Raw genomic sequence first — 22,582 nt, forward strand, 5'->3', positions numbered from 1 at the left:
GTCAACACGGGAAGCGAAAATCCCACCGTTGATGAAAATGGTTTTCATAACTGCCTACGATATTGGATGAAGAGCCGAAATGCCGGGGCCTGCAGTCGCAACTCATCCCATCTCGGAAGAAGGCGCAGAGGCTTTGGATTGGGCTCCTCTCCAATCGTTAATTTAAGATACCAAAACTAGTCCAATCGTAAAGCGGGTTATGTCAAAATCAGCTTTAAAACATCCAAATTGCTGTTTTTCCGGCGAAATTTCTTCATATCAACATTCATGCGCACATCCTTTTCAAAACCATTTGCGAAATAGGTTTCTGGTTGGTATTGTTTTGAGAAAGACCACCGAGGGGATGGAAGCATGCAGACACCGAAGACGGAATGCGCAATTGCCCTCCGCTTGCGGTCTCTCCACCACTGGGGCAGAGGAACCGCATGAGCACGCCCCTTCCCCTGGAACAACTTCAGTCCGTCCGCGGCGGACCGCTTTACGTGAAGCTGCGAAAGATGATCGAAGACGCCGTCGCCTCGGGTCGCCTCAAGCACGGCGACGCCCTGCCGGCCGAGCGCGACATCGCAGAAGCGGCCGAGATCAGCCGCGTGACGGTCCGCAAGGCGATCGATGAACTGGTGGAGGAAGGCCTGCTTGTCCGCCGTCGTGGGTCCGGCACCTTTGTCGTGAAGCCCGTGCCGCGCATGCAACAGCCTCTGAGCCAGCTGACCTCCTTCACCGAGGACATGCGCCGGCGCGGCATGGTTGCCGGCTCTCGTTGGCTGGGACGCGGCCTGTTTTATCCGACGGCCGAAGAAACCATGATGCTCGGCCTCGTCAGCGGCGCACGTGTCGCCCGCATCGATCGTCTCAGAACCGCCAACGACATGCCGATCGCGCTGGAACGCACCAGCCTGCCGGACGACCTGCTGCCGGATCCGGACAGAATAGAGGACTCTCTCTACCTCTGCCTGCTGGACGCCGGCATCCGTCCTGTGCGGGCCAACCAGCGCATCTCGGCCGTTCTGCTGACGGATGAGGAAACCAAGCTGCTTGGCGTCCCGCCCGGCTCGGCAGCACTCTCGGTGCAGCGGATTGCCTATCTCGAAACCGGCCGCGTGATGGAAATGTCGCGCGCGCTTTATCGCAGCGACGCCTATGACCTGGTTGCCGAACTCGGCATCGGCTCGCCCATGAAGCCTCAAGACTGAAAGCGCGTACCATGATCACCAAGATGCGTGAGGAGATCGACGAGATCCCCGCAGCCGCTGCCCGATTGCTGGACAGCTCCAGGACCGTGATATCAGAGGCGGCGAACGCGCTGCGCGACAAGGACCCAGGCGTCGTGGTCACGATCGCCCGCGGCTCGTCCGATCACGCGGCTCACTTCCTGAAATATGCGATCGAGCTGCAGATGGGCCTACCGGTCGCCTCGCTCGGCCCCTCGCTCGCCTCGATCTACGAGACGCCGATGAAACTCGCCAAGGCCGCCGCCTTTGCCGTATCGCAGTCCGGGGCAAGCCCTGACATCGTCGCCATGGCGAGAGGTGCCCACGATGGTGGCGCGACCACGGTGAGCCTGGTGAACACCCTGCCTTCGCCACTCGCCGATGCCGCAACCTTCGCCATAGACATCAAGGCGGGTCCTGAAATCGCGGTCGCCGCCACCAAGTCCTTCGTCAATTCGATCGTAGGCGGCCTTGCTATCCTTGCAAGCTGGAGCAGAGACGAAGCGCTGACCCGCGCCGTCGATGCGCTGCCCGCGCACTTCGACAAGGCGCTCGCTCTCGACTGGAGCGCACTGCTCGAGCCGCTGAAATCGGCAGACTCCCTCTACATGCTCGGCCGCGGTCCGGCGCTCGCCATCGCAGCTGAAGCCGCACTCAAATGCAAGGAAACCTGCGAACTGCACGCCGAGGCCTATTCCTCCGCCGAAGTGCTGCACGGCCCGGTCTCGATCGTCGGCCGCGATTTCCCCGTCGTCGCCTTTGCGGCCCGCGACAAGGCCGAAGCCTCGATTGCCGGCACCGTCTCGAAGCTCGCCGCCAGCAATGCCACCTGCTTCATCACCTCGGATCAGGCGACGGCCGGCCACAAGCTGCCTTTCATCGCAACAGGACATCCGATCACGGATGCGCTGGCCCTCATCGTTCCCTATTATGGCTTTATCGAATCCCTCTCCCGTGCCCGCGGCTTCAATCCCGACAAGCCGGTCGCACTGAAGAAAGTTACCGAGACCCAATGAGCCAAGCCTTCGCCATCACAGCAAGCCGCATTTTCGATGGGCACACGTTCTACGAAGATGCAGCCCTCCTGGTCGACAACGGCCGGATAAAGGCTGTTCTCGCCAGAGCCGACTTGCCCGCGGGCATTGCCAAGCAGGATATGGGCGATGCGCTGATTGCCCCCGGCTTCATCGACCTGCAGGTGAATGGCGGCGGCGGCGTGCTGTTCAACAACGATCCGACGATTTCAGGGATCCGCACGATCTGCGACGCCCATGCCCGCTTTGGCACGACTGCTCTGATGGTCACTCTGATCACCGATGCCCCCGAACTGAAGAGAGAAGCTATCATCGCCGGCGAGGCCGCCGCCAAGGCAGGCGAGCCGGGCTATCTCGGCCTGCATCTCGAAGGTCCGCATCTCTCGATCGCCCGCAAGGGCACCCATGATCCAGCCCTGATCCGCCCGATGGCGCAAGCCGATCTCGACTATCTCGTCGAACAGGCATCGCGTTTCGGCATCCCGATGATCACGGTCGCGCCTGAAAGCGTCACACCGGATCAGGTCAAGCGCCTGGTCCAGGCCGGCTACCGCGTGAGCCTCGGCCACACCGATACGAGCTGCGCCAGCGTCGCGGCCTACGTAGAAGCAGGCGCCACACTCGTCACCCATCTCTTCAACGCCATGAGCCCGCTCGGCAATCGCGAACCGGGCCTCGTGGGCGCTGCCCTCACCTCGCCGATCCTCCATTGCGGACTGATCGCCGACGGCTTCCATGTCGATCCGGTCACCATGAAGATCGCGCTCGCCGCCAAGACCGGCCCCGCCCACATCTTTCTCGTGACCGATGCCATGTCGACCATCGGCTCTGATGAGACAAGCTTCGACCTGAACGGCCGGACCGTCTACCGCCGCGATGGCCGGTTGACACTCGCCGATGGAACGCTTGCCGGCGCCGACATCGACATGCTTTCCTGCGTTCGCTACGTGCACGAAAAGCTGGGACAGCCGCTGGAGGAAGCGCTGCGTATGGCATCGCTCTATCCCGCAGAGGCCATTGGTGCCAAGACCAAGGGAAGCTTGGCCGCAGGCCAGGATGCCGACTTCATTGTCCTGAGCCCTGATCTCACCATCCACTCGACCTGGATTTCAGGCGCCTGCGTCCATGGTACCGCCACGGCGCCGAGCAGGGCCTTCGCATGATCGTCTGCTTCGACATCGGCGGCACCGCCATCAAGGGTGCGCTCGCAACGAGCCCGGAAGACATCCGGCCCTTCCCGCGCCAACCGACCCCGATCCACGATTTCGACGCCTTCGTCGCCACACTCGCCTCCGTCATCGCGGAAGCCGAAGCCATCGCCGGTGAGCGCGCTGCCTGCATCGCGATCTCGATCGCCGGCGTCATCGATCCCGACACGGCGAACGCCGTTGTTGCCAACATTCCCTGCATCCACGGTCGACCGCTGCAGGCAGATCTCGAAGCTGCCCTCGGCCTGCCTGTCATAGTCGCCAATGATGCCGACTGTTTCGTGCTGGCCGAAGCCGGCATAGGTGCTGCCCGCGGGCACCGGGTCGTCTTCGGCGTCATCCTCGGCACCGGCGTTGGCGGCGGCCTCGTCATCGACGGCAAGCTGATCAACGAGAGCGGCTTTGCCGGCGAATGGGGCCATGGGCCGATCCAGCCAACGGAAGCCGGCAATCCGCCGGTGCACGTGCCACGCTTCCAATGCGGCTGCGGCCAAATCGGCTGCATCGACGCAATCTGCAGCGCGCGAGGCCTCGAAAAGCTGCATAAGCATATTCACGCTGAACAACTGACCAGCGAAGAAATCATCGCTGATTGGCAGAACGGTGATGCAAAGGCGGAACGCACCATCGATGTCTATGTCGACATCCTGACCGATGCGCTTTCGATGGTGGTCAACGTCACCGGCACCACAATATTGCCCGTCGGCGGCGGCCTTTCAAACGTGCCGGCGCTTCTCTCTCGGATCGACACGGCCCTGCGCGCCCGCATCCTGCGCAAGTTCAAGAACCCGATCGTTGTGCCCGCAGCCTGCGGCGTCGAGCCGGGCCTGATCGGAGCCGCGATCCTCGGCCTCGACTACGCTAGAGAGCATCAAGGAGGCTGAGATGGCAGCGGACATGCTGGTAAAGCTCTACGATCTGCAGCCAAATCCCGACCTTGATCGGCGCATGCAGGCCGAAGGCGTGACGATCCGGCGCGCGCTTGTTCCTGAGCTTTCGGGGATCTGCGCCTGGATCGAGCCCCGTTTCGGCGCTGGCTGGGCATCGGAGGCGACGGCGGCAATCATGCGCCAGCCCGTGACCTGCTGGATTGCCCATGAAGGCGAAACGCTGCTTGGTTTTGCCTGCCACGAAGCGACGATGAAGGGCTTTTTCGGCCCGACCGGCGTCGATGAAAGCGCCCGTGGCCGCGGCATCGGCCATGCGCTGCTGATCCGCACACTCCTCGACATGCGCGACCAAGGCTACGGCTATGCGATCATAGGCGGCGCCGGCCCCATGGGCTTTTATGAGAAAAGCGTCGGTGCCATCGCCATTCCGGGTTCCTCGCCCGGCATCCACAAGGGCATGCTGCCGCTTGCCGCCCCGTCAGGCATGGCAGACTGAGAGACCTCAGCCCAGCTCCAGTGTGGTGATCGCATAGACGCCTGTCTTCTGCATTTGAGGCGGTTCGCCTCGATACATGCGCGAGGTCTGGAACCCCCGTTTGAAGCCGAGACGGCCGAGCAGGTAGCGAAAGCCTTCCTGGTATTCCGGCACATCCAGATGCACTTCCTCGCCCTTGAGGTTTGCGAGACAGACCTTCAGCAGATCCTCGGCGGTCCGACCATCCATGGCAAACAGCGGCCCTATCTTGTAGCCACCAAGGCAAGGTCGCATCACAACATAGCCGGCCACGACACCCTGCCGACGGCAGAGGAAGGCACGACGCGGCGGCTTCAGCCATTCCGAGAGGAAGTCTTCTCTGGGCGCGGGAAAGAACGCCCGATCGAGCGAAAGGATCTCGGCGAGATCGCCCTCGGCGATCGCCTCACAGCAGGTGAAGCTCGCAGGCAGAGCCGGCATGCGCTCGATGCTCCAACGCACGGTGTCATAGGCGGGCGCGAACCCCATGCGGCCATAATTCGCCTGCTGCTCAACGACACCGTCGAGGCCGATGACACGATCCCTGAGATGCGCCATTCCGGCATCCCACACCTGCCGTCCGAGCCCTTGGCCCCGAAAGTCCGGATGGCAGATATAGAGCCCGATAAAGCCGAAGCCGTCCCCATATCGCACGGCCGAAATGCCGGCAGCCAGCCGCCCGTCGACGAAGCATCCCAGAAAGCCCTCGGGATCGGCGAAACGGAAGGCTGCTGCATCGCCATGCCCCGGGTTCCAGCCTTCAAGCGCCGCCCAGCCGATGAGGTCCTCGACCTCGCCAGCCGCCAGGACCCTGATCTCTAGATCCTCCGCCACGCTCACACGCCCATGGCAGCGGGAGAGAAACGGGCGAGGTCACCGTGATAGGTCTTGGAAACGGGTGTCGCATAGGCGCCGCGCTTGGCGGTCGACAGGCCCTGCGCAATCAGGCTCTCCGCCTGTTTCACGGCAGCAGCCACGCCGTCGATCACGGGTACGCCGAACTCCTGCCGGAGCGATGCCGTCAGATCCGCCATGCCGGCACAGCCGAGCACGATCGCTTCGGCCCTGTCGTCCTTGAGCGCTGCCGATATCTCGCTGCGCAGCCGGTCTCGGGCGTTGGAATTCGGATCCTCCAGCGACAGCACCGGCACATCCGCCGCCCGTACCTTGCAGCGGCTGCCCATGCCATAGCGATGCACGAGATGTTCGACCGGGAGCCGGGAGCGTTCCATGGTCGTCACGACCGAAAAGCGTTGGGCGATAAAGGATGTGGCCGAAAGCGCCGCCTCACAGATACCGATGACCGGGATGCCCGCCAGCGCGCGTGCAGCATCCAGCCCCGTATCGTCGAAACAGGCAATCACGATTGCATCTGCCCCTTCGCGTTCGGCCTTGGCGATTTCCATCAGCAGGCCGGGCACAGCGAAGACCTCGTCATAATAGCCCTCGATCGAGACCGGACCCATCGACGAGGTAATCGCCAGGATTTCGGTTCCGGTATGGGCCACCCGCCGCGCGGCGTCCGCAATGGTCGCGGTCATGCTAGCGGTGGTATTCGGATTGATGACGGCAATTTTCATACGATTATGCCCGCCCCCGACGGCGGTTCATGGCCATGATAATGCCAAGCGTTCCCGCAATCACCAGGAAGGAGAAGAGCGTCGTCACCGTGCCGAGCGCATAAAGCACCGGCGTGGTGACATTGGTCGTCATGCCGTAGATCTCGAGCGGCAGCGTGTTGTAGGTACCCGAGGTCATCAGCGTGCGCGCGAACTCGTCATAGGAGAGTGTGAAGCCGAAGAGCCCGACCCCGATCAAGGGCGGCGCGATCATCGGCAGCACCACATGCCGGAACGTCTGCCAGGAAGTGGCACCAAGGTCGCGCGCGGCTTCCTCATAGGCCGGCGAGAAACGATTGAAGATCGCAAACATGATCAGCACGCCGAAGGGAAGCGTCCAGGTCAGATGCGCGCCGAAGCCCGAGGAATACCAGGCCGGCTGCAGCCCGAGCTGGCTGAACAAGACGCCGATGCCGAGCGAAATGATGATCGAGGGCACAACGAGGCTTGCGACCGACAGGTAGAAGAGCGCCGTCGAGCCGACAAACTTGCGCCGGAAGGCGAGGCCCGCCAGCAGCGAAACGACCACTGTCACCACCATGACCATGAAGCCGAGCGCGAAGGAACGCCGGAACGAGCCGCCGAAATCGCCCACCGCCTGCTGTTCGAAGAGATTGCCGAACCAGTGCAGCGAGACGCCATTGAGCGGGAAGGTCAGACCACCGTTCGGCCCCTGGAAGGAGAGGATCAGGATCGCTGAGAGTGGGCCGTAAAGGAAGAGGACGAACAGGGCGAAGAAGGCGGCGAGAACGTAGAACTCGCGCGGGCGCTTGTCGGAATTCATCGTTAGAGCTCCTTCCGGATATCGACGACGCGCAGGATCGCGGCGACCATCAGGAGAACCAGCGCCAAGAGCACCACGGCATTGGCGGCAGCGGCCGGATATTGCAGCAACGACATCTGGTTCTTCATCATCAAAGCAACGGACGCGCTCTGCCCGCCGGACATGACCTGCACGGTGGAGAAATCGGCCATCACAAGCGTCACCACGAAGATCGTACCGATCGCCATGCCGGGTTTCGACAGGGGGATGATGACATTGGTCAGGATCTGCCAGCCGCTGGCACCGGCATCACGCGCCGCTTCGAGTAGCGAGCGGTCGATGCGCATCATCGTGTTGAAGATCGGGGTCACCATGAACAGCGTGTAGAGATGCACCATGGCGAGCACGACAGCGAAATCGGAGTAAAGCAGCCATTCGATCGGCTGCGGCACGATCCCGGCATTGACCAGCGCCGTGTTGATCAACCCGTTGCGGCCGAGCACCGGGATCCAGGAGATCATGCGGATGATGTTGGAGGTGAGAAACGGCACGGTGCAGACGAGGAAAAGGACACTCTGCATGGCGGAGGTGCGCACGTGGAAGGCCAGGAAATAGGCGACCCAGAAGCCGACAAAGAGGGTAATCGCCCAGACGATGAAGGCGAATTTCAACGTGTTGAAATAGATCTTCCAGGTAACCCAGGAGCCGAGCGTCTCGGTGTAGTTGAAGGTGACGAAGTCGGGATACATCTGGGCAAAGTCGTAGTCCCAGAACGAGACCGTCCCGATCATCAGGATCGGCAGCAGCAGGAAGCAGCCGAGAATGACCATGAGCGGCGTCGCCTGCAGATAGGAGACGAGCACAAGCGGCACACGGATGACGCGTTTCGGCTTCGGCTCGCCAACACCCAGAAATCGCACTTCCACCATGATGTTAGGTCTCCTGTCGCTTCGAAAAGAGCGGACCGGGAAGGTTGCCCCTCACCCGGCTGCCGCCACCTTCCCCCCGCAAGCGGGGAGAAGGCACCTGTGGCCCACCTCCCCGCTCAGGGGGAGGTCGCGGCGAAGCCGCGGGTGGGGGGTCATCCATTGCAGACTTTCACCCCACCCCGGAGCTTCGCACCGCCCCTCCCCCTCAAGGGGAGGGTAAGGCATCAAGCCGCGATGAACTCGTTCCAGCGGCGGACCATGTAGCGGTCTTCGTCCATGACGGAGTTCCAGCAGGCGACCTTGCCCATGCGTTCTTCGAAGGAGCCGCCGTCGCGAACCGCTCCGGCCTTTTCCATGACCGCACCTTCCGGAGACATGATGTCACCGGTCGCGGCCTTGCCTTCGATCCAGTAGCCCCACTCGTCGGCAGACATGAATTCCTTCGCGGTTTCCATGCAGGCGGAGTAGTAGCCCTGGCGGTTGAGATAGCCACCGACCCAGCCGGACGTGTACCAGTTGATGTATTCATAGGCCGCATCGAGCTGCGCGCCGGTGAGATGTGCGGCAAGTCCGAGACCGCCGCCCCACGAGCGATAACCTTCCTTGAGCGGCTGATACTTGCAGGCGATGCCCTTGGAGCGAACGGCGGCAACTGCCGGCGACCACATCGACTGGATGACGACTTCACCAGACGCCATCAGGTTGACGCTTTCGTCGAAGGACTTCCAGAAGGCGCGGAACTGGCCGTCCTGCTTGGCCTTGATCAGGAAGTCGATCGTCGTGTCGATCTCGGCCTTCGTCATGTTGCCCTTGTCGGCATATTTGATGATGCCCATGGCTTCGCAGATCATCGCGGCATCCATGATGCCGATCGATGGGATATTGAGGATCGAGGTCTTGCCCTTGAAAGCCGGGTCCATGATGTCGGCCCAGGAGGAGATCTCACGACCGACGAGATCCGGACGGATGCCGAGCGTGTCGGCATTGTAGATCGTCGGCATCATCGTGAAGAGTTCGGTCTCGCCCGATGCAAAGGTCTTCGCATCCTTGCTCTCGACATAGCCGACAGTGTGCGGCGCAGTGCCTTGTGCGATCACGCTGTCGGGCAGCAGCTTGCCGGTTTTGAACAGCGGCACGACCTTGTCGTAGAACTTGAGCTTCGAGGTTTCCATCGGCTGGATGACGCCGGTCGGATAGACCTTCTTCAGGATCCAGTATTCGATGTCGGCGATATCGTAGGACATCGGCTGGGTGACGGCGCGCTGGGCTGCGGCGTCAGAATCGGTTGCCGTCATCTCGAGCGTGATGCCGAGGTCGGCTTTGCACTTCTCGGCGATGGCATTGATGTTCGACACGCCGGTGCCGAACTGGCGCAGCGTGATCGGGTTCTGCGCCCAGATCGTCGGGAAGCCGGTGATCGCGCCCGAACCGGCGGCGAGGCCGGCAGCGGCCGATGCGGTCTTCAGGAATGTGCGGCGGGATACGCCCTTCTTTGTCTTGCTGCTGTCTGACATTGCGCTGTTCTCCTGGTTTTATTGGTTTGGCTTCACTTCACGATGCGTCCGAGGACGATCGAATCCGGCTGATCCCATGACAGGGTGACGCCTTCCCCGACGCGAACCGGGGAGGCAAAGAAGGCCGCGTCCGAAAGAACGGCGGTGAATTCATCGGTAAAGGCGGTGGTGACGGTCAGCTTCACCTTGGCGCCGAGATATTCGACATTCGAGACGATACCGTCGAAGCCGAGACCATCGGCCGGCATTGCGCCAATGCGCACATGGTCCGTGCGGATGGCGATATCGGCCGTTTCATCCTCGACAGGTGCCGTACCGAGCGCGAAGAAGCGGCCGCCACCGACAACCTCGATGAACAAGCCCTCAGCCGTGCGCTCGACGATGCGCCCGGAGAGCACATTGTGATCCCCCATGAAGCGGGCAACGAAGGCTGTCGCCGGCCGCTCGAAGACAGCCCGCGGCGTCGCCGCTTGCTCGATGCGCCCCTCATTCATGACGACGATGAGATCGGCAAGCGCCATCGCCTCTTCCTGGCTGTGGGTCACATGCACGAAGGTAATGCCGAGCGAGGTCTGCAGCTTCTTCAGCTCGGCGCGCATGCGGATCTTGAGAAACGGGTCGAGCGCCGAAAGGGGCTCGTCGAGCAACAGGGCCTCGGGCTTGGTGATCAGCGCCCGCGCCAGCGCCACGCGCTGCTGCTGTCCGCCGGACAATTGAGCCGGACGACGACTGGCGTAAGGCTCGAGCTGCATGAGCTTGAGCATCTCCATGGCCTGTCCGCGACGGGTCTCCTTGTCGACACCCTTCATCTTCAAACTGAAGGCAACATTGTCGACAAGATCGAGATGCGGGAAGAGCGCATAGGACTGGAACATCATGGCCGTACCCCGCTGCGCAGGCGGCAGCGTGGTGACATTGGTATTGCCGAACACGACGTCGCCGGAGGAGACACTTTCATGCCCGGCGACCATTCTGAGCGTCGATGTCTTGCCGCAACCGGACGGTCCGAGCAGGCAGCAATAGGTACCGGCCGGGATCTTCAGGCTGATGGCATGAACCGCAGTCGACGTCCCGTAGGTCTTGGTAACGGCGGCAAGTTCGATGTCGGCGGCTTTCGTCATGGCGGCTCCTTGGTGTCGCTCAAGACGATGCATAAGCCGTGCCAGTTTGCGGCCATCTCGCTAAGTGCTTGATTCCCATGGGACGCATTGCTGCGCCGCAAAAGGATTGAGCACATGGAGAGACTGCATGCACAGCAATTAATCGATTGTCGTCATTGGATAGATCAGATTGTATGCAATCTAGATGGCATTTGGTTCTCTCACGATCTTCCCCAATGGCTCATGGCGAGTTACAACACAGACGAACACCGGATGGACTGATGAACGCCAAGAGCTCGCTCCGCAGGCAACTCGACCCCAACCTTGAAGATCGCGCCCGCGCGATCCGCGATGCCTTGCGCGATGCGATCGTCGACCGCCGGCTTGCCCCCGGCACCAAGCTCTCCGAAGCCGAAGTCGGCACCCTCTTCGATGTGAGCCGCACGGTCGTACGGGACTCCCTGCAGATGCTCGCTTTCGAGGGGCTGGTGAAGACGGAGCGCAATCGCGGAGCCTTCGTCTCTAATCCGAGCACGGAGGAGGCACGCCAGGTCTTCTCATCGCGCCGCCTGATTGAGGCCGGCATCATTGCTGCCGCGGCCGAGCGCATCACGCCATCCGATATCGCCGCCCTCCGCGAACACCTGAAGGAAGAGGCGCGGTACCGCAACGAACGCGGTGCGAACGCAAGACGCGCCGAGATCAAGGCGTCGGGCGATTTCCATCTGATGCTGGCCAAGGTGGCCGGCAACCAGGTGCTGGAAAAATTCATGGACGAGCTCGTCGCCCGCTCGTCCCTCGTGATCGCACTTTATGGTCGGACCGGGATTTCCAGTTGCGGGCATGACGAGCACGACGAAATTCTGAATGCGCTGGAAAAGGGCGATGTCAAAAAGGCGACCCATCTGATGCTGCATCACATCGATCACATCGAGGCGGATCTCGATCTGTCGGTCGCGGAAGCCCGGACCCTGAAGGACGCCCTAGCGCTCTAAGCCCCGTCGCCGGAAGGCTGAGCCGCCATTACCGCACGGCAGCCGCGATCACCCTGTCCTGCTCGATCGTATCCAGCATAGCCTGGCGAGCCCCCGCCTCGTCGCCATATTCGATGCGGTTGACCAGCAACTTGTGGCTCTCGAGGATTTTGTCGAGCACACAGGGATCGCGTTCATCGATCTGGGTCTTGTAGGCAAAGGCATGCGCCAGTTCGATCAGCCCGTAGAGGGCGCGCACGAACGGATTGTGCGCGGCGTCTGCGATGATGCGATGCAGTTCGAAATCGGCAAGCGCGAAGTTCTGCAGCGAACCGAGCGAGGTCTCCATCTGGTGGATCCAGTAGAGCATCAGGCGGATCTGGTCAGCGGTACGGCGCCGCGCAACCTCGGCCGCCGCCTGCGGCTCCAGCGAACGGCGCACCTCATGCAGCCCGGACAGAAACTCTGCATCAACAGGGGCTTCCAGGTGCCAGGCGAGCACCTGCGGATCATAAAGGCTCCAGCGGCTTTTCTTGGCGACCTTGGTGCCGACCTTTGGCCGAGCCTCGAGCAAGCCTTTCGCTTCCAGCGTCTTCAAGGCCTCGCGCAACACTGTGCGTGACACCTCAAACTCTTCCATCAGTTCCGCGTCGTTCGGCAGCGTGGTGCCAATCGCATAGCGGCCGGAGATGACCCCGGCCCCGATCTCGTTGATCACATGCGAATGGTAGTTACGTGCCGTCGACCGCCCGGACAGGGAGCGAAGAAGGCTCCCCGGCTCACTCATGCAGGGGCCTTCTTCAGGCGCGTACGCCCGGTCTGCGCGGTAAACACCAGCTTCTGAAGCAAGATGAACATGAACAGCAGGAACCCGATGGCGATTTTAGTCCACCAGCTGGAGAGCGTCCCATCGAAGACGATGTAAGTCTGGACAAGGCCCTGCAGCATGACCCCGATCAGGGTTCCGAAGATGAAACCGTAACCGCCTGTCAACAGCGTTCCGCCTATCACCACGGCTGCAATCGAGTCAAGTTCGATGCCAACCGCCGCCAGCGGGTAGCCGGCCGAGGTGTAGAGCGAATAGACGATGCCGGCGAGCCCGCCGAGGAAAGACGAGAGCGCATAGATGCCGATCGTCACCCGGCCTGTCGGAACGCCCATCAGCGAGGCGGATGTGGCATTGCCGCCGATTGCATAGACATAGGAACCGAAGCGCGTCTTGTGGGCGATGAAGCCGCACACCAGGAAGGTTGCAAGCATCAGGAGGCCAATGGCGCTCAGACGCCCGCCACCCGGAAGCCGGTAATAAAGGCTCGAGATCGTCCGGTAGAACTCGTGGTCGATCGGAATGGAATCCTGGCTCAGCACAGAGGCAAAACCGCGCGCCAGGAACATGCCGGCCAGCGTCACGATGAACGGCGGAACCTGCAGGAAATGGATCACGGCCCCCATAGACGCACCGAAGGTGGCGGCAAGCGCCAGCACGATTGCAAACACCGCCAGCGGATGGATACCGACCCAGGAAATGAGGATGGCCGTGATGACGCCGGTCAGGCCGATCACCGCGCCGACCGAGAGATCGATGCCACCGGAAATGATCACGAACGTCGCGCCGACGGCAGCAATGCCGAGGAAGGCGTTGTCGGTCAGGAAGTTTCCGAAGACGCGCGTCGACCACATGCCCGGATACTGGGAGATGCAGATGGCATAGGCGATCACGAAGATGAGGGTGGTCGCGGCGAGAGGGCGATAACGCGGATTCATCGTGCCTGTCCCGAAGTTTGGGTCTTGGTCTGGGGCGGGGTCGTGGCGGGTGCCTGGCGCGGGCCGAACTTGCGGCCGAGCACCTGGGCGATCCGGGCCGATTGCAGCACCAGGATGATGATGATCATGCCCGCCTTGACGATCAGGTTGAATTCCGGCGGGAAGCCCGAGACTAGCACGCCCGTATTCATGGCCTGAATGATGATGGCGCCAAGCACCGACATCGGGATCGAGAAGCGTCCGCCGAGCAGCGAGGTGCCACCGATGACGACCGCGAGGATCGCGTCGAGCTCAAGCCAGAGACCGGCATTGTTGGCGTCCGCTCCGCGGATATCGGCGGCGGCAATGATACCGGCGGTCGCGGCGCAGAAGCCACCGAAGGCATAGATGCACAAAATCACGAGCTTGCTGCGCAGACCGGTGTAGTTGGCGGCCGAAAGGTTGATGCCGATCGCCTCGATGAACAACCCGATCGCCGTGCGGCGCATGAAGAGATGCGCCGTGATCATCAGCACGATCGCGATCACAGCCGGCATGGGCAGGCCGAACAGATTGCCCGTGCCGACGAAGATGAGCGCGGGATCGGAGAAGGTCACGATCGACCCCTCGGTGATCAACTGCGCCACCCCTCGCCCTGCAACCATCAGCACCAGCGTCGCAACGAAGGGCTGAATGCCGAGATACGCGACCAGAATGCCGTTCCACAGACCACAGAGGATGCCGATGGCCAAGGCTGCGACCAGCGTCACGATCAGGGGCTGACCGGCAACCGCACAGGTCGCGGCAACCGCTCCAGCGACTGCCATCACGGCACCGACGGAGAGATCAACGCCCTTGGTCGCGATAATCGCCGTCATGCCAATTGCGAGGATAGCGACCGGCGCACCGCGATTGATGACGTCGATCAGGCTGCCGAACAGTCGACCATCCTGCCAGGTGATGTTGAAGAAGCCGGGAAAGACCAGCCAGTTGAAGAACAGCACGCCGGCAAGTGCCAGCAGCTGCGGGGAAATGATGCGGAACATGGAAAGCCTTTTCATGCCTCGACCTCCGCCGGCTGGGCGGCAATGGTCTGGACGATGAAGCCGGGGGTGATGTCGGCGCCATGCAACTCGGCGACCATCTTGCGATCGCGCATGACGACGACACGCGAGGAATAGCTGACGATTTCGTCGAGTTCGGACGAGATGACGACGAGTGCCAGCCCATCTTCACGCAACCGGCTGATCATGCGCACGATTTCGGCGTGGGCGCCGACATCGATGCCGCGCGTCGGCTCGTCGAGGATGAGGAAACGCGGATCGGTGGCGAGCCAGCGGGCAAGGATTACCTTCTGCTGGTTGCCGCCGGAAAGCAGCTTGACGGGAAGCTCGGCAGAAGCCGTGCGGATGTCGAGCGCCTCGATGAAATTGCCGGCGATCTCGAGCTGTTCGTCGCGGTTCAAGGCCTTGAACCAGCCGAGCCGTGCCTGCATGGCAATCACGATATTTTCGCGCACGGAGAGGTCGCCGAAAATGCCGTCGATCTTGCGGTCTTCCGGGCAGAAGCCGAAGCCGAGTTCGACCGCTTCACGCGGATTGCGAACCTGCCGGCTGGAACCATCGATCTTGATCGAGCCGCTATCGGCCTGGTCGATGCCGAACATCAGCCGCGCCATCTCGGTACGCCCGGAGCCAAGCAGGCCCGCAACACCGACGACTTCGCCGCGATGGATCTTGAGATCGAAGGGCTGCACGCTGTTTGAAAGCCCGAAACCTTCAAACTCCATCAGCGTCTCGCCGACTTCGCCCTCTTCGCCGAGAACATCGGGATGATGGAAGGCGAGATCCTTGCCGAGCATCATCCGCACCAGACTGGTGCGGTCGAGCGAGGCAATCGCCTGAGTGCCGACAAGGCGTCCGTTGCGCAGGACCGTGACGCGGTCCGACAGTTCGAAGACCTGATCGAGGAAGTGGGTAATGAAAACGATCGCGAGACCCCGGTCGCGCAACTGGCGAACGATGCCGAAGAGTTTCTCGACTTCGGAACGGTCAAGGCTGGCGGTCGGCTCGTCGAGGATCAGCACCTTGCCGGACAGTTCCACCGCCCGCGCGATCGCAATGATCTGCTGCACGGCGACGGAGAAAGTCGAAAGCTCCGCCTTGACGTCGATGTCGAGACCGTAGGTATTGAGAATTTCGCGGGATTCGCGCTCCATCCGACGCTTGTCGACCAGACCGAAGCGGTTGGCAGGCTGCCTGCCAATGAAGAGATTGTCGATCACGGTCATGTTCGGCAGGAGATTGACCTCCTGATAGACCGTGCCGATGCCGAGCGTCTGGGCCTGCTGCGGCGTGGTGAAATTCACGACCTCGCCGTCAAGGGTGATCGTTCCGCCGTCCGGAATATAGGCGCCCGTCAGGATCTTGATCAGCGTGGATTTGCCGGCACCGTTTTCGCCGAGAAGTGCATGCACTTCGCCCCGATGAAACGCGATATCGACGCCGTCGAGCGCCGTGTGATTACCGAATGTCTTGGTGATGCCCGCCGCCGCAAGCACGATCGATGGATGCTCGGTCATTGCCTCTTCCCCCTCTCCCATGAAGCTATCCCCGATTAAAGCCGGGAGAAAGCGACAGAGACCCCGCCACCAGGGTAGGGCGGGGTCCTGCCGGGAGGGTTACCTTAGTAACCGAGGCCCTTGCGGTTGTCATACTCGCCCTGCGGGTTGTCCGCAGGCGTGTAGAGCTTGGATTCCGTGATGATGAACTTCTCCGGCTGCTTGCCGTCCTTCAGGAATGCGTCGAGCGCATCGAAGGCCGGACCTGCCATGTTCGGGGTCAGTTCCACGGTCGCATTGGCTTCGCCGGCAACCATGGCGGCGAAGATATCCGGAACAGCGTCGATCGAGACGACGAGAATGTCGGTACCCGGCTTCAGGCCGGCATCCTTGATCGCCTGGATGGCGCCGACAGCCATGTCGTCATTGTGGGCGTACATCGCGCAGATGTCCTTACCGCCATTTTCAGCCTTCAAGAAGCCTTCCATGACTTCCTTGCCCTTTGCGCGGGTGAAGTCACCGGTCTGGCTGCGGGCAATGGTGATGTTCGCCTTGCCGGCAATGGCTTCTTCGAAGCCCTTCTTGCGGTTGATCGCAGGCGTCGAACCGACGGTGCCCTGCAGCTCAACGACCTTGCACGGCTTGTCGCCGACAGTGGTGGCCAGCCATTCGCCGGCAACGCGGCCTTCCTTCACCTGGTCGGAAGCGACCGAGGTCAGGTAGAGATCCTGCGGAGCGTCAACGCCGCGGTCGAGCAGGATGACCGGAATTTCGGCTTCCTTGGCTTCCGTCAGAACGTCTTCCCAGCCGGTTGCGACGACGGGAGCAACGAGAATGGCGTCAACGCCCTGGGCGATGAAGCCGCGGATGGCCTTGATCTGGTTTTCCTGCTTCTGCTGTGCGTCGGCGAACTTCAGTTCGATGCCGCGCTTTTCAGCTTCCAGCTTGGTGACGGATGTTTCAGCTGCACGCCAGCCGGATTCGGAACCGATCTGCGAGAAGCCGACGGTCAGGTCTGCAGCGAGAGCCGAAGAGCAGCCGAGTGCGATCACGCTTGCGCTGAGCGCAAGCTTGCGAAGAAATGTCATGATGTCCTCCCTTGAAAAGACACCGCCTCCACGGTGTCTGTCATTATGCATAGGCAAAGCGACACAACCTGTAAAGACCAAAAGTACTATTATATGTTGTGCACTGCAGCATAAGTATTTTCTATTTTTCGCCTCACCTTCCCAATGTCCGGGCGAGGCAAAGGTTAACATGGAAAGCTAGCACCCGCCGAGTATAGAATCCGCATCAATGGCAAAACGCCTGAAAACCGGGGCGAACGGCGCAGCCTCCCTAAATCTCGTAATTTTCTGTTAACCAGTTTTCTTTATATTTCCAGATGCACGATGTCCTGTGCCTCCGCATGAGCGATTCCGGCTCCCGCTTCACGAAACAGGAATACCCGATGGCAGTGATCACCTTTGCGAATACAAAGGGTGGCGCAGGCAAGACAACTGCGGCCCTCCTCCTGACCACCGAACTTCTCCATCGCAATTACCGCGTCTGCGTGATCGACGCCGACCCCCAGCGCTGGTTCTCCAAGTGGTACGAAGGTGCAGCATTGATGCCGAGGCTGTCGGTCGAGACCTATGTCTCCGCCCCGACGATCCAGAAGATCGTGCATGAGCGGCGCAGCCAGTGGGATTTTGTCATTGTCGATCTTCCGGGGATCCAGTCCCCGCTTCTCGCATCCGCAGTCGGACTGTCGGATCATGTCCTCGTGCCCATCCAGGGCTCAAGCATGGACGCCCAGGGTGGCGCGCAGGTTCTGGACCTTCTGCGTTATCTCGACCGCAAGGCCGGAATCCGCATCCCCCACTCCGTCGTCCTCTCCCGCGTCAACCCGGCGATCACCACCCGCTCGATGCAGGCGGTGAAGCGACTGTTGTCCGAGCAGCAGATCAATGTAATGGAAACGCCGATCGCGGAACGCGCTGCATTTCGCGAGATGTTCGACATGCATCGCCCGCTTCGCAAACTCGACGGCGCTCTGTCCACGGGCGGAGAGAAGGCGGTCATGAATGCGCAAGCCTTTGCCGACGAAGTTCTGAGGCTGACCAGCACCAGCGCCACTCAACCACCGGCTTATGGCACACAACGAGACTTCCAGGCTCTGGAAACTGCGGCCTAAGCCACCAGAGAACACAACCATTAGAAGCAATCCACCGCTCGGGGGGCCGACTGTAGAGACGCAGTCTGGCCCCTTCGCCGTTTATCCTTTTGCGACAATCATGTCGCTGCTGCATTTTCGCCTGATAGCTTCTTTAGCCTCCGCCAAATCACGATTCCGTCAGGTATCGTGACGGGGACGACAGAGAGTAGCATTGCGGGGATGACGATAGATCGCAGGTGAGCGCCCTGCGCCGCCACAATCCTGCCTGATTTGGCGAGGGTCGCGGCTCATCCCACAACGAAATTCTCATCCGTCATTCCTTATAAAGCGGCTATCGAAAGGATCCTTGGTGACCCAAAAACTGACAGTTTTTCGCATCGCAAAATTGCAACGGTACCAATCGCAACCATCGGATTCCCACCAGTAAATTGGCTTATAACACTGTTACAAAACGATAATTTTTCCGGAAAGTGATGCACGCCTCTAAACCTTGATTTTGCAGGCCAACAATTTGTCTAGAATTTTCGCGGCACTGCAACATCTTGACACCTTGCCCGTTCTCCCGGACCATTCCGGTGCTGGCTCGGTGAATGAAACTTATTCAACCGGTTGTGACCGGAGAGGAGTTTTGTGGCGTTGTCGAAAGATTGGAGCTGCAATGGATTACACTAGCAAGATCAGGGTGCTTGTTCTCGACGATAATCCCGTCTTGGTGGACGGGCTGAACTTCCTGATCAACTCAACCCGTCAACTGCATGCGATCATCCTGGCGCAACGCGATCAGGAGTTGTGCGAAGCAGTGAAGCGGCTTGAGCCAGACGTGATCGTGGCAGATCCGAACTTTCTGGATCGGACGCTTGCGGAATGCGGGCTGCAGCTACAGGACCTGCGCGCCGGAGCAAAACTGATTGCCTATTGCGATGCGCGGGAAACCCTGTCGGGCGAGACTTACATCAATCGCGGCTATAGCGGCGTGGTGACGAAGACGGTGGCAAGCCCGCGCCTTTTGCGCGCCATCAAGAGCGTTCATGCCGGCGACGTCGTCATCGATGAGACGGTGCTCGCCCTGTCCGATCGCTCACTGCAATCCTGCGAGCTGGACCGGCAAAAACTGTCGACAAAGGAGGAATTTGTCCTTCGTCACGTCGCTCTCGGAAAGGCGATGAAGGAAATCGCCGCCGACATACAGCTCAGCGCAAAGACAGTCGAGACATACAAGTATAGAGCAATTAAAAAGCTCGACTTGAGAACACGCTCAGATATAGTCAACTACGCAATAAGCGTTGGCTGGCTGCAGCACTAGATATAATACAATATAACTTCCGAAGGCCGCATCCTATGGATTGCGGCTTTTTTCGCGCGCATCCGAAATTTATGAACATATTCATAAATAAACTTGTCATTGGTCAGGATTTTCCTGACAAGTATCGTATTTTCCTGACTTTGATCGTCAGGGCAATGCTGCCAATCCTACAGCCGAGATTAACAGATGTTAACGAACGGCTGGCCCCAAGCGGGTCGCGCCGCCAGGTAGAGGGCAGCAAATGGCTAGGATCAGCGTATTTGGGATTGGTTATGTCGGCGTAGTCGCTGCGGCATGCCTCGCAAAGGACGGACACGAAGTGGTGGCCGTCGACATCGACCCCGCCAAGGTCGACACGATCAACAGAGGCAAGACACCCATCGTTGAGAAAGGCCTTGAGCCGCTGATCGAGATGACGGTGGCCAATGGCAGCCTGCGGGCGACGCTTGATATCGATGAGGCGATTGCCGCAACCGACCTATCCTTCGTCTGCGTCGGCACGCCGAGCGCACCGGATGGCTCCGTTGGCCTCACCTATGTGGTGAAGGCCTGCGAGGCGATCGCCGAAGCGATTGCCCGCAAGAAGGCCTTCCACTCCGTCGTCGTCCGCTCGACCATCGTGCCGGGCACCATGGACAAGGTCTGCATTCCGGCACTAGAAGCCGCCTCCGGCCTGATCGCCGGCCAGGACTTCGGCGTCGGCTACTATCCCGAATTCCTGCGCGAAAGCACGGCAATCGAGGACTATTACGATCCGGGTCTCATCGTCTTCGGCGCGATCGATGAAACCACCGACAAGATCCTGCACGAAATCAACGCCGGACTGCCTTGCGTCTGCCATTCCGTACCGCTCGCGACCGCCGAAATGATCAAGTACACCAGCAACTCCTGGCGTGCCGTCAAGGTCACCTTCGCCAACGAGATCGGCAACATCGCCAAGGCCTGCGGCGTCGACGGCCAGCAGGTGATGAAGATCCTGTGCTCGGATCTCAAGGTCAACATCTCGCCCTACTTTATGCGTCCCGGCTTTGCCTTCGGCGGCTCCTGCCTGCCCAAGGATGTGCGCGCACTTCGCCATCTCGCGAAGGAAGCCCACGTCCAGAGCGCCCTGCTCGATGCGGTTCTCGAAGCCAATGAAGCCCAGATCGACCGCGCCGAAACCATGGTCTCCCAGATGGGTGGCCAGACCATCGGCATGGTCGGCATCAGCTTCAAGACCGGCACCGACGACCTGCGCGAAAGCCCGCTCGCAAGCCTTGCCTCGCGCCTGATCGCCAAGGGTTACGACCTGAAGATCTACGACCCCTTCGTTCAGCAGGCCTATGCGGAGGGCATGAGCGGTGCCGGTCGCGGCAATGACACCGCTATCGATCTGAAGAACCGGCTTGTCGGCGAACTCGACGATCTGATCGACACCTCGGATGTCATCCTGGTCGGCAACCACTATGCCGAAGCCATGCCGGTTCTCGATCAGTCGAGCGACAAGATCCCGATGGTCGATCTTCTGCGCATCCGGCCGGACATCCGCTCGTCCGGCACCTACCAGGGCATTTGCTGGTAAGGAGCGGAAAGATGCTGGCCCACGTCATCTACATCCTTTCCATGACGATCCTGGCGCTCAGCGTGCCACACCCGACCGTCTCGGCGGTCTCCGGCACTCTGATCACTGTCGGTCTGATTGGCGCCTGGCGTTATGCCTGGGCCGGGATCAACCTGGCGCGGGCCGCCTATTTCCTCAACTTCGCCTATCCTTGGCGGCGCCGTCAGGCCGCCGAGGCCTATACAGCCCGGGGCCTGAAGGATCACGCCTATTTCCTGGTCACCACCTACAAGATCGCCCCGGAGATCTCGACCCGCGTCTATCGCTCGATCTTCGAGGCCGCCTTCCGGGCGGCCGGTGGCGCCACCATTGTCGCCTCCATCGTCGACGAGGCCGATGCGCGCCTCATCCGTCGGGTCATGGCATCGGTTGCCCTCAACCATCCGGGCCGCGAAGCGACTGTCGGCCTGAAGATCGACAAGATCGAGGGCACCGGCAAGCGTGACGCGCTCGCCACCTCGCTGCGCTCGATCGCCAGACTCAATCCCGGCCGCAACGATATCGTCATCTTCGTCGATGGTGACAGCTGCGTGCCCCATGATGTCGTCGACCGCAGCATCCCCTTCTTCACCGATCCGACCATCGGCGCGGTGACGACGGACGAACTGAGCGACACCCAAGGTGGCCGTCTGTTTCGCGACTGGTTTGACCTCCGCTTCTCGCAGCGCCACGTCATGATGTCGTCGATGTCGCTGGGCGGACGCGTGCTGACTTTGACCGGGCGCATGTCGATCTTCCGGGCAAGCCTCGCAACCGATCCCGGCTTCGTCGATCTCGTCCGTAACGACTTCATCGACCACTGGCGCCTCGGCCGCGTCCACTTCCTGACCGGCGACGACAAGTCCACCTGGTACTGGCTGCTGCAGCGTGGCTACAAGATGCTCTACCTGCCGGATCTCTGCACGCTGTCGATCGAAACCCAGCCCAAGGACGGCTTCTTCGAATCCGCGACCACGCTGATGACCCGCTGGTTCGGCAACATGCTGCGCACCAATGCACGGGCACTGGCGCTCCCCGCCTCCCGCATCGGCTACTTCACCTGGTGGTCGATCCTCGATCAGGCGCTGTCGATCTGGACGACTTTGGCCGGCCCAGCGAGCATCCTCCTGGCTGCCTTCTTTGTCAGCCCCTGGATCCTGCCGATCTACGTCGCCTGGGTCATGTTCACCCGCTACCTCTTCTGCACGGTCATCATGACCTTCAGGGGCCAGAGCTTCCCGATCACCTATCCCTTCCTCCTGTATTTCAGCCAGGTCGGCGGCGCGGTCGTCAAAAGCTTCATTCTCTTCCGCCTCGACCGCCAGAGATGGACCCGCCAGTCGGGCTCCGGATCGGCCCGGGCGATCCCGCTCGGCCAGCGCTGGCGGGCCATGAGCTCCACCTACATGCACTGCCTCGCGCTTGGATGGCTCATCCTCGGCGTGGCCTATGTCGGCAACATTATCTAACTCCCGAAGGACCG

21 protein-coding genes are annotated in these 22,582 nt (G+C 61.0%); 10 read left to right on the forward strand and 11 right to left on the reverse strand.

The window, feature by feature from the left end:
• Positions 1-425 precede the first annotated feature (425 nt).
• From C0V73_RS03820 to C0V73_RS03840, 5 genes are read left to right on the forward strand one after another with little or no spacing between them, the layout of a single operon-like run.
• Positions 426-1,193: a GntR family transcriptional regulator gene (locus C0V73_RS03820; protein ID WP_102018633.1), complete on the forward strand. Its 768-nt coding sequence runs from the start codon at positions 426-428 to the stop codon at positions 1,191-1,193.
• Positions 1,194-1,204: 11 nt separating this feature from the next.
• Positions 1,205-2,227 carry an SIS domain-containing protein gene (locus tag C0V73_RS03825; RefSeq protein ID WP_102018634.1) on the forward strand — a complete coding sequence of 341 codons (1,023 nt, stop codon included), beginning with the start codon at positions 1,205-1,207 and terminating at the stop codon, positions 2,225-2,227.
• Positions 2,224-3,408 carry an N-acetylglucosamine-6-phosphate deacetylase gene (nagA, locus tag C0V73_RS03830; protein WP_102018635.1) on the forward strand — a complete coding sequence of 395 codons (1,185 nt, stop codon included), beginning with the start codon at positions 2,224-2,226 and terminating at the stop codon, positions 3,406-3,408. The genes C0V73_RS03825 and nagA overlap by 4 nt, the downstream gene beginning before the upstream one ends.
• Positions 3,405-4,337 (forward strand): ROK family protein, encoded by a 933-nt coding sequence (locus C0V73_RS03835; protein WP_102018636.1) that lies wholly within the window; start codon positions 3,405-3,407, stop codon positions 4,335-4,337. Before nagA ends, C0V73_RS03835 begins: the two co-directional genes overlap by 4 nt.
• 1 nt (position 4,338) lies before the next feature.
• Complete coding sequence (locus C0V73_RS03840; RefSeq protein ID WP_102018637.1) at positions 4,339-4,839, forward strand: GNAT family N-acetyltransferase; 501 nt, start codon at positions 4,339-4,341, stop codon at positions 4,837-4,839.
• Positions 4,840-4,845: 6 nt separating this feature from the next.
• Here the strand turns inward: C0V73_RS03840 and C0V73_RS03845 are convergent, their stop codons facing one another.
• The 6 genes from C0V73_RS03845 to C0V73_RS03870 all read right to left on the reverse strand — a co-directional run bounded on the left by C0V73_RS03845 (position 4,846) and on the right by C0V73_RS03870 (position 10,803).
• The gene (locus C0V73_RS03845; protein ID WP_348627164.1) at positions 4,846-5,691 is read right to left on the reverse strand and encodes a GNAT family N-acetyltransferase; all 846 of its coding nucleotides are present in this window, start codon (positions 5,689-5,691) and stop codon (positions 4,846-4,848) included.
• Between the two features lie 2 nt (positions 5,692-5,693).
• Complete coding sequence (locus tag C0V73_RS03850; RefSeq protein ID WP_102018639.1) at positions 5,694-6,437, reverse strand: aspartate/glutamate racemase family protein; 744 nt, start codon at positions 6,435-6,437, stop codon at positions 5,694-5,696.
• A 4-nt stretch (positions 6,438-6,441) separates the two neighbouring features.
• The gene (locus C0V73_RS03855; protein WP_102018640.1) at positions 6,442-7,260 is read right to left on the reverse strand and encodes an ABC transporter permease; all 819 of its coding nucleotides are present in this window, start codon (positions 7,258-7,260) and stop codon (positions 6,442-6,444) included.
• A gap of 2 nt (positions 7,261-7,262) precedes the next feature.
• A complete protein-coding gene (locus tag C0V73_RS03860; protein ID WP_102018641.1) occupies positions 7,263-8,168 on the reverse strand; it encodes an ABC transporter permease in 906 nt (301 codons plus the stop codon).
• A 224-nt stretch (positions 8,169-8,392) separates the two neighbouring features.
• Positions 8,393-9,682 (reverse strand): PotD/PotF family extracellular solute-binding protein, encoded by a 1,290-nt coding sequence (locus C0V73_RS03865; RefSeq protein ID WP_102018642.1) that lies wholly within the window; start codon positions 9,680-9,682, stop codon positions 8,393-8,395.
• Positions 9,683-9,714: 32 nt separating this feature from the next.
• The gene (locus tag C0V73_RS03870) at positions 9,715-10,803 is read right to left on the reverse strand and encodes an ABC transporter ATP-binding protein (RefSeq protein ID WP_102018643.1); all 1,089 of its coding nucleotides are present in this window, start codon (positions 10,801-10,803) and stop codon (positions 9,715-9,717) included.
• Between the two features lie 260 nt (positions 10,804-11,063).
• Between C0V73_RS03870 and C0V73_RS03875 the strand changes: the two genes are divergently transcribed.
• The gene (locus C0V73_RS03875; protein WP_102018644.1) at positions 11,064-11,777 is read left to right on the forward strand and encodes a GntR family transcriptional regulator; all 714 of its coding nucleotides are present in this window, start codon (positions 11,064-11,066) and stop codon (positions 11,775-11,777) included.
• Positions 11,778-11,805: 28 nt separating this feature from the next.
• Here C0V73_RS03875 and C0V73_RS03880 read toward each other — a convergent pair whose 3' ends face one another.
• The 5 genes from C0V73_RS03880 to ytfQ all read right to left on the reverse strand — a co-directional run bounded on the left by C0V73_RS03880 (position 11,806) and on the right by ytfQ (position 17,147).
• Positions 11,806-12,543: a FadR/GntR family transcriptional regulator gene (locus C0V73_RS03880; protein ID WP_102018645.1), complete on the reverse strand. Its 738-nt coding sequence runs from the start codon at positions 12,541-12,543 to the stop codon at positions 11,806-11,808.
• A complete protein-coding gene (gene yjfF / locus C0V73_RS03885; protein ID WP_102018646.1) occupies positions 12,540-13,520 on the reverse strand; it encodes a galactofuranose ABC transporter, permease protein YjfF in 981 nt (326 codons plus the stop codon). Before yjfF ends, C0V73_RS03880 begins: the two co-directional genes overlap by 4 nt.
• On the reverse strand, positions 13,517-14,560 hold the full coding sequence (locus C0V73_RS03890; RefSeq protein ID WP_102018647.1) for an ABC transporter permease: 1,044 nt from the start codon (positions 14,558-14,560) through the stop codon (positions 13,517-13,519). Before C0V73_RS03890 ends, yjfF begins: the two co-directional genes overlap by 4 nt.
• Positions 14,557-16,080, reverse strand: a complete 1,524-nt coding sequence (locus C0V73_RS03895) for a sugar ABC transporter ATP-binding protein (protein ID WP_102018648.1) — start codon at positions 16,078-16,080, stop codon at positions 14,557-14,559. Before C0V73_RS03895 ends, C0V73_RS03890 begins: the two co-directional genes overlap by 4 nt.
• A 104-nt stretch (positions 16,081-16,184) precedes the next feature.
• Positions 16,185-17,147, reverse strand: a complete 963-nt coding sequence (gene ytfQ / locus C0V73_RS03900; protein ID WP_102018649.1) for a galactofuranose ABC transporter, galactofuranose-binding protein YtfQ — start codon at positions 17,145-17,147, stop codon at positions 16,185-16,187.
• A gap of 362 nt (positions 17,148-17,509) precedes the next feature.
• Here ytfQ and C0V73_RS03905 point away from each other — a divergent pair, with 362 nt between their 5' ends.
• The 4 genes from C0V73_RS03905 to C0V73_RS03920 all read left to right on the forward strand — a co-directional run bounded on the left by C0V73_RS03905 (position 17,510) and on the right by C0V73_RS03920 (position 22,568).
• The gene (locus C0V73_RS03905) at positions 17,510-18,235 is read left to right on the forward strand and encodes a ParA family protein (protein WP_102018933.1); all 726 of its coding nucleotides are present in this window, start codon (positions 17,510-17,512) and stop codon (positions 18,233-18,235) included.
• A gap of 640 nt (positions 18,236-18,875) precedes the next feature.
• Positions 18,876-19,520, forward strand: a complete 645-nt coding sequence (locus tag C0V73_RS03910) for a response regulator transcription factor (protein WP_102018650.1) — start codon at positions 18,876-18,878, stop codon at positions 19,518-19,520.
• Positions 19,521-19,761: 241 nt separating this feature from the next.
• Positions 19,762-21,081 carry a nucleotide sugar dehydrogenase gene (locus C0V73_RS03915; protein ID WP_102018651.1) on the forward strand — a complete coding sequence of 440 codons (1,320 nt, stop codon included), beginning with the start codon at positions 19,762-19,764 and terminating at the stop codon, positions 21,079-21,081.
• A gap of 11 nt (positions 21,082-21,092) precedes the next feature.
• On the forward strand, positions 21,093-22,568 hold the full coding sequence (locus C0V73_RS03920; protein WP_102018652.1) for a glycosyltransferase: 1,476 nt from the start codon (positions 21,093-21,095) through the stop codon (positions 22,566-22,568).
• Positions 22,569-22,582: the final 14 nt, after the last annotated feature.

Source organism: Rhizobium sp. TH135 (assembly GCF_002855515.1).
GTDB lineage: Bacteria > Pseudomonadota > Alphaproteobacteria > Rhizobiales > Rhizobiaceae > Allorhizobium.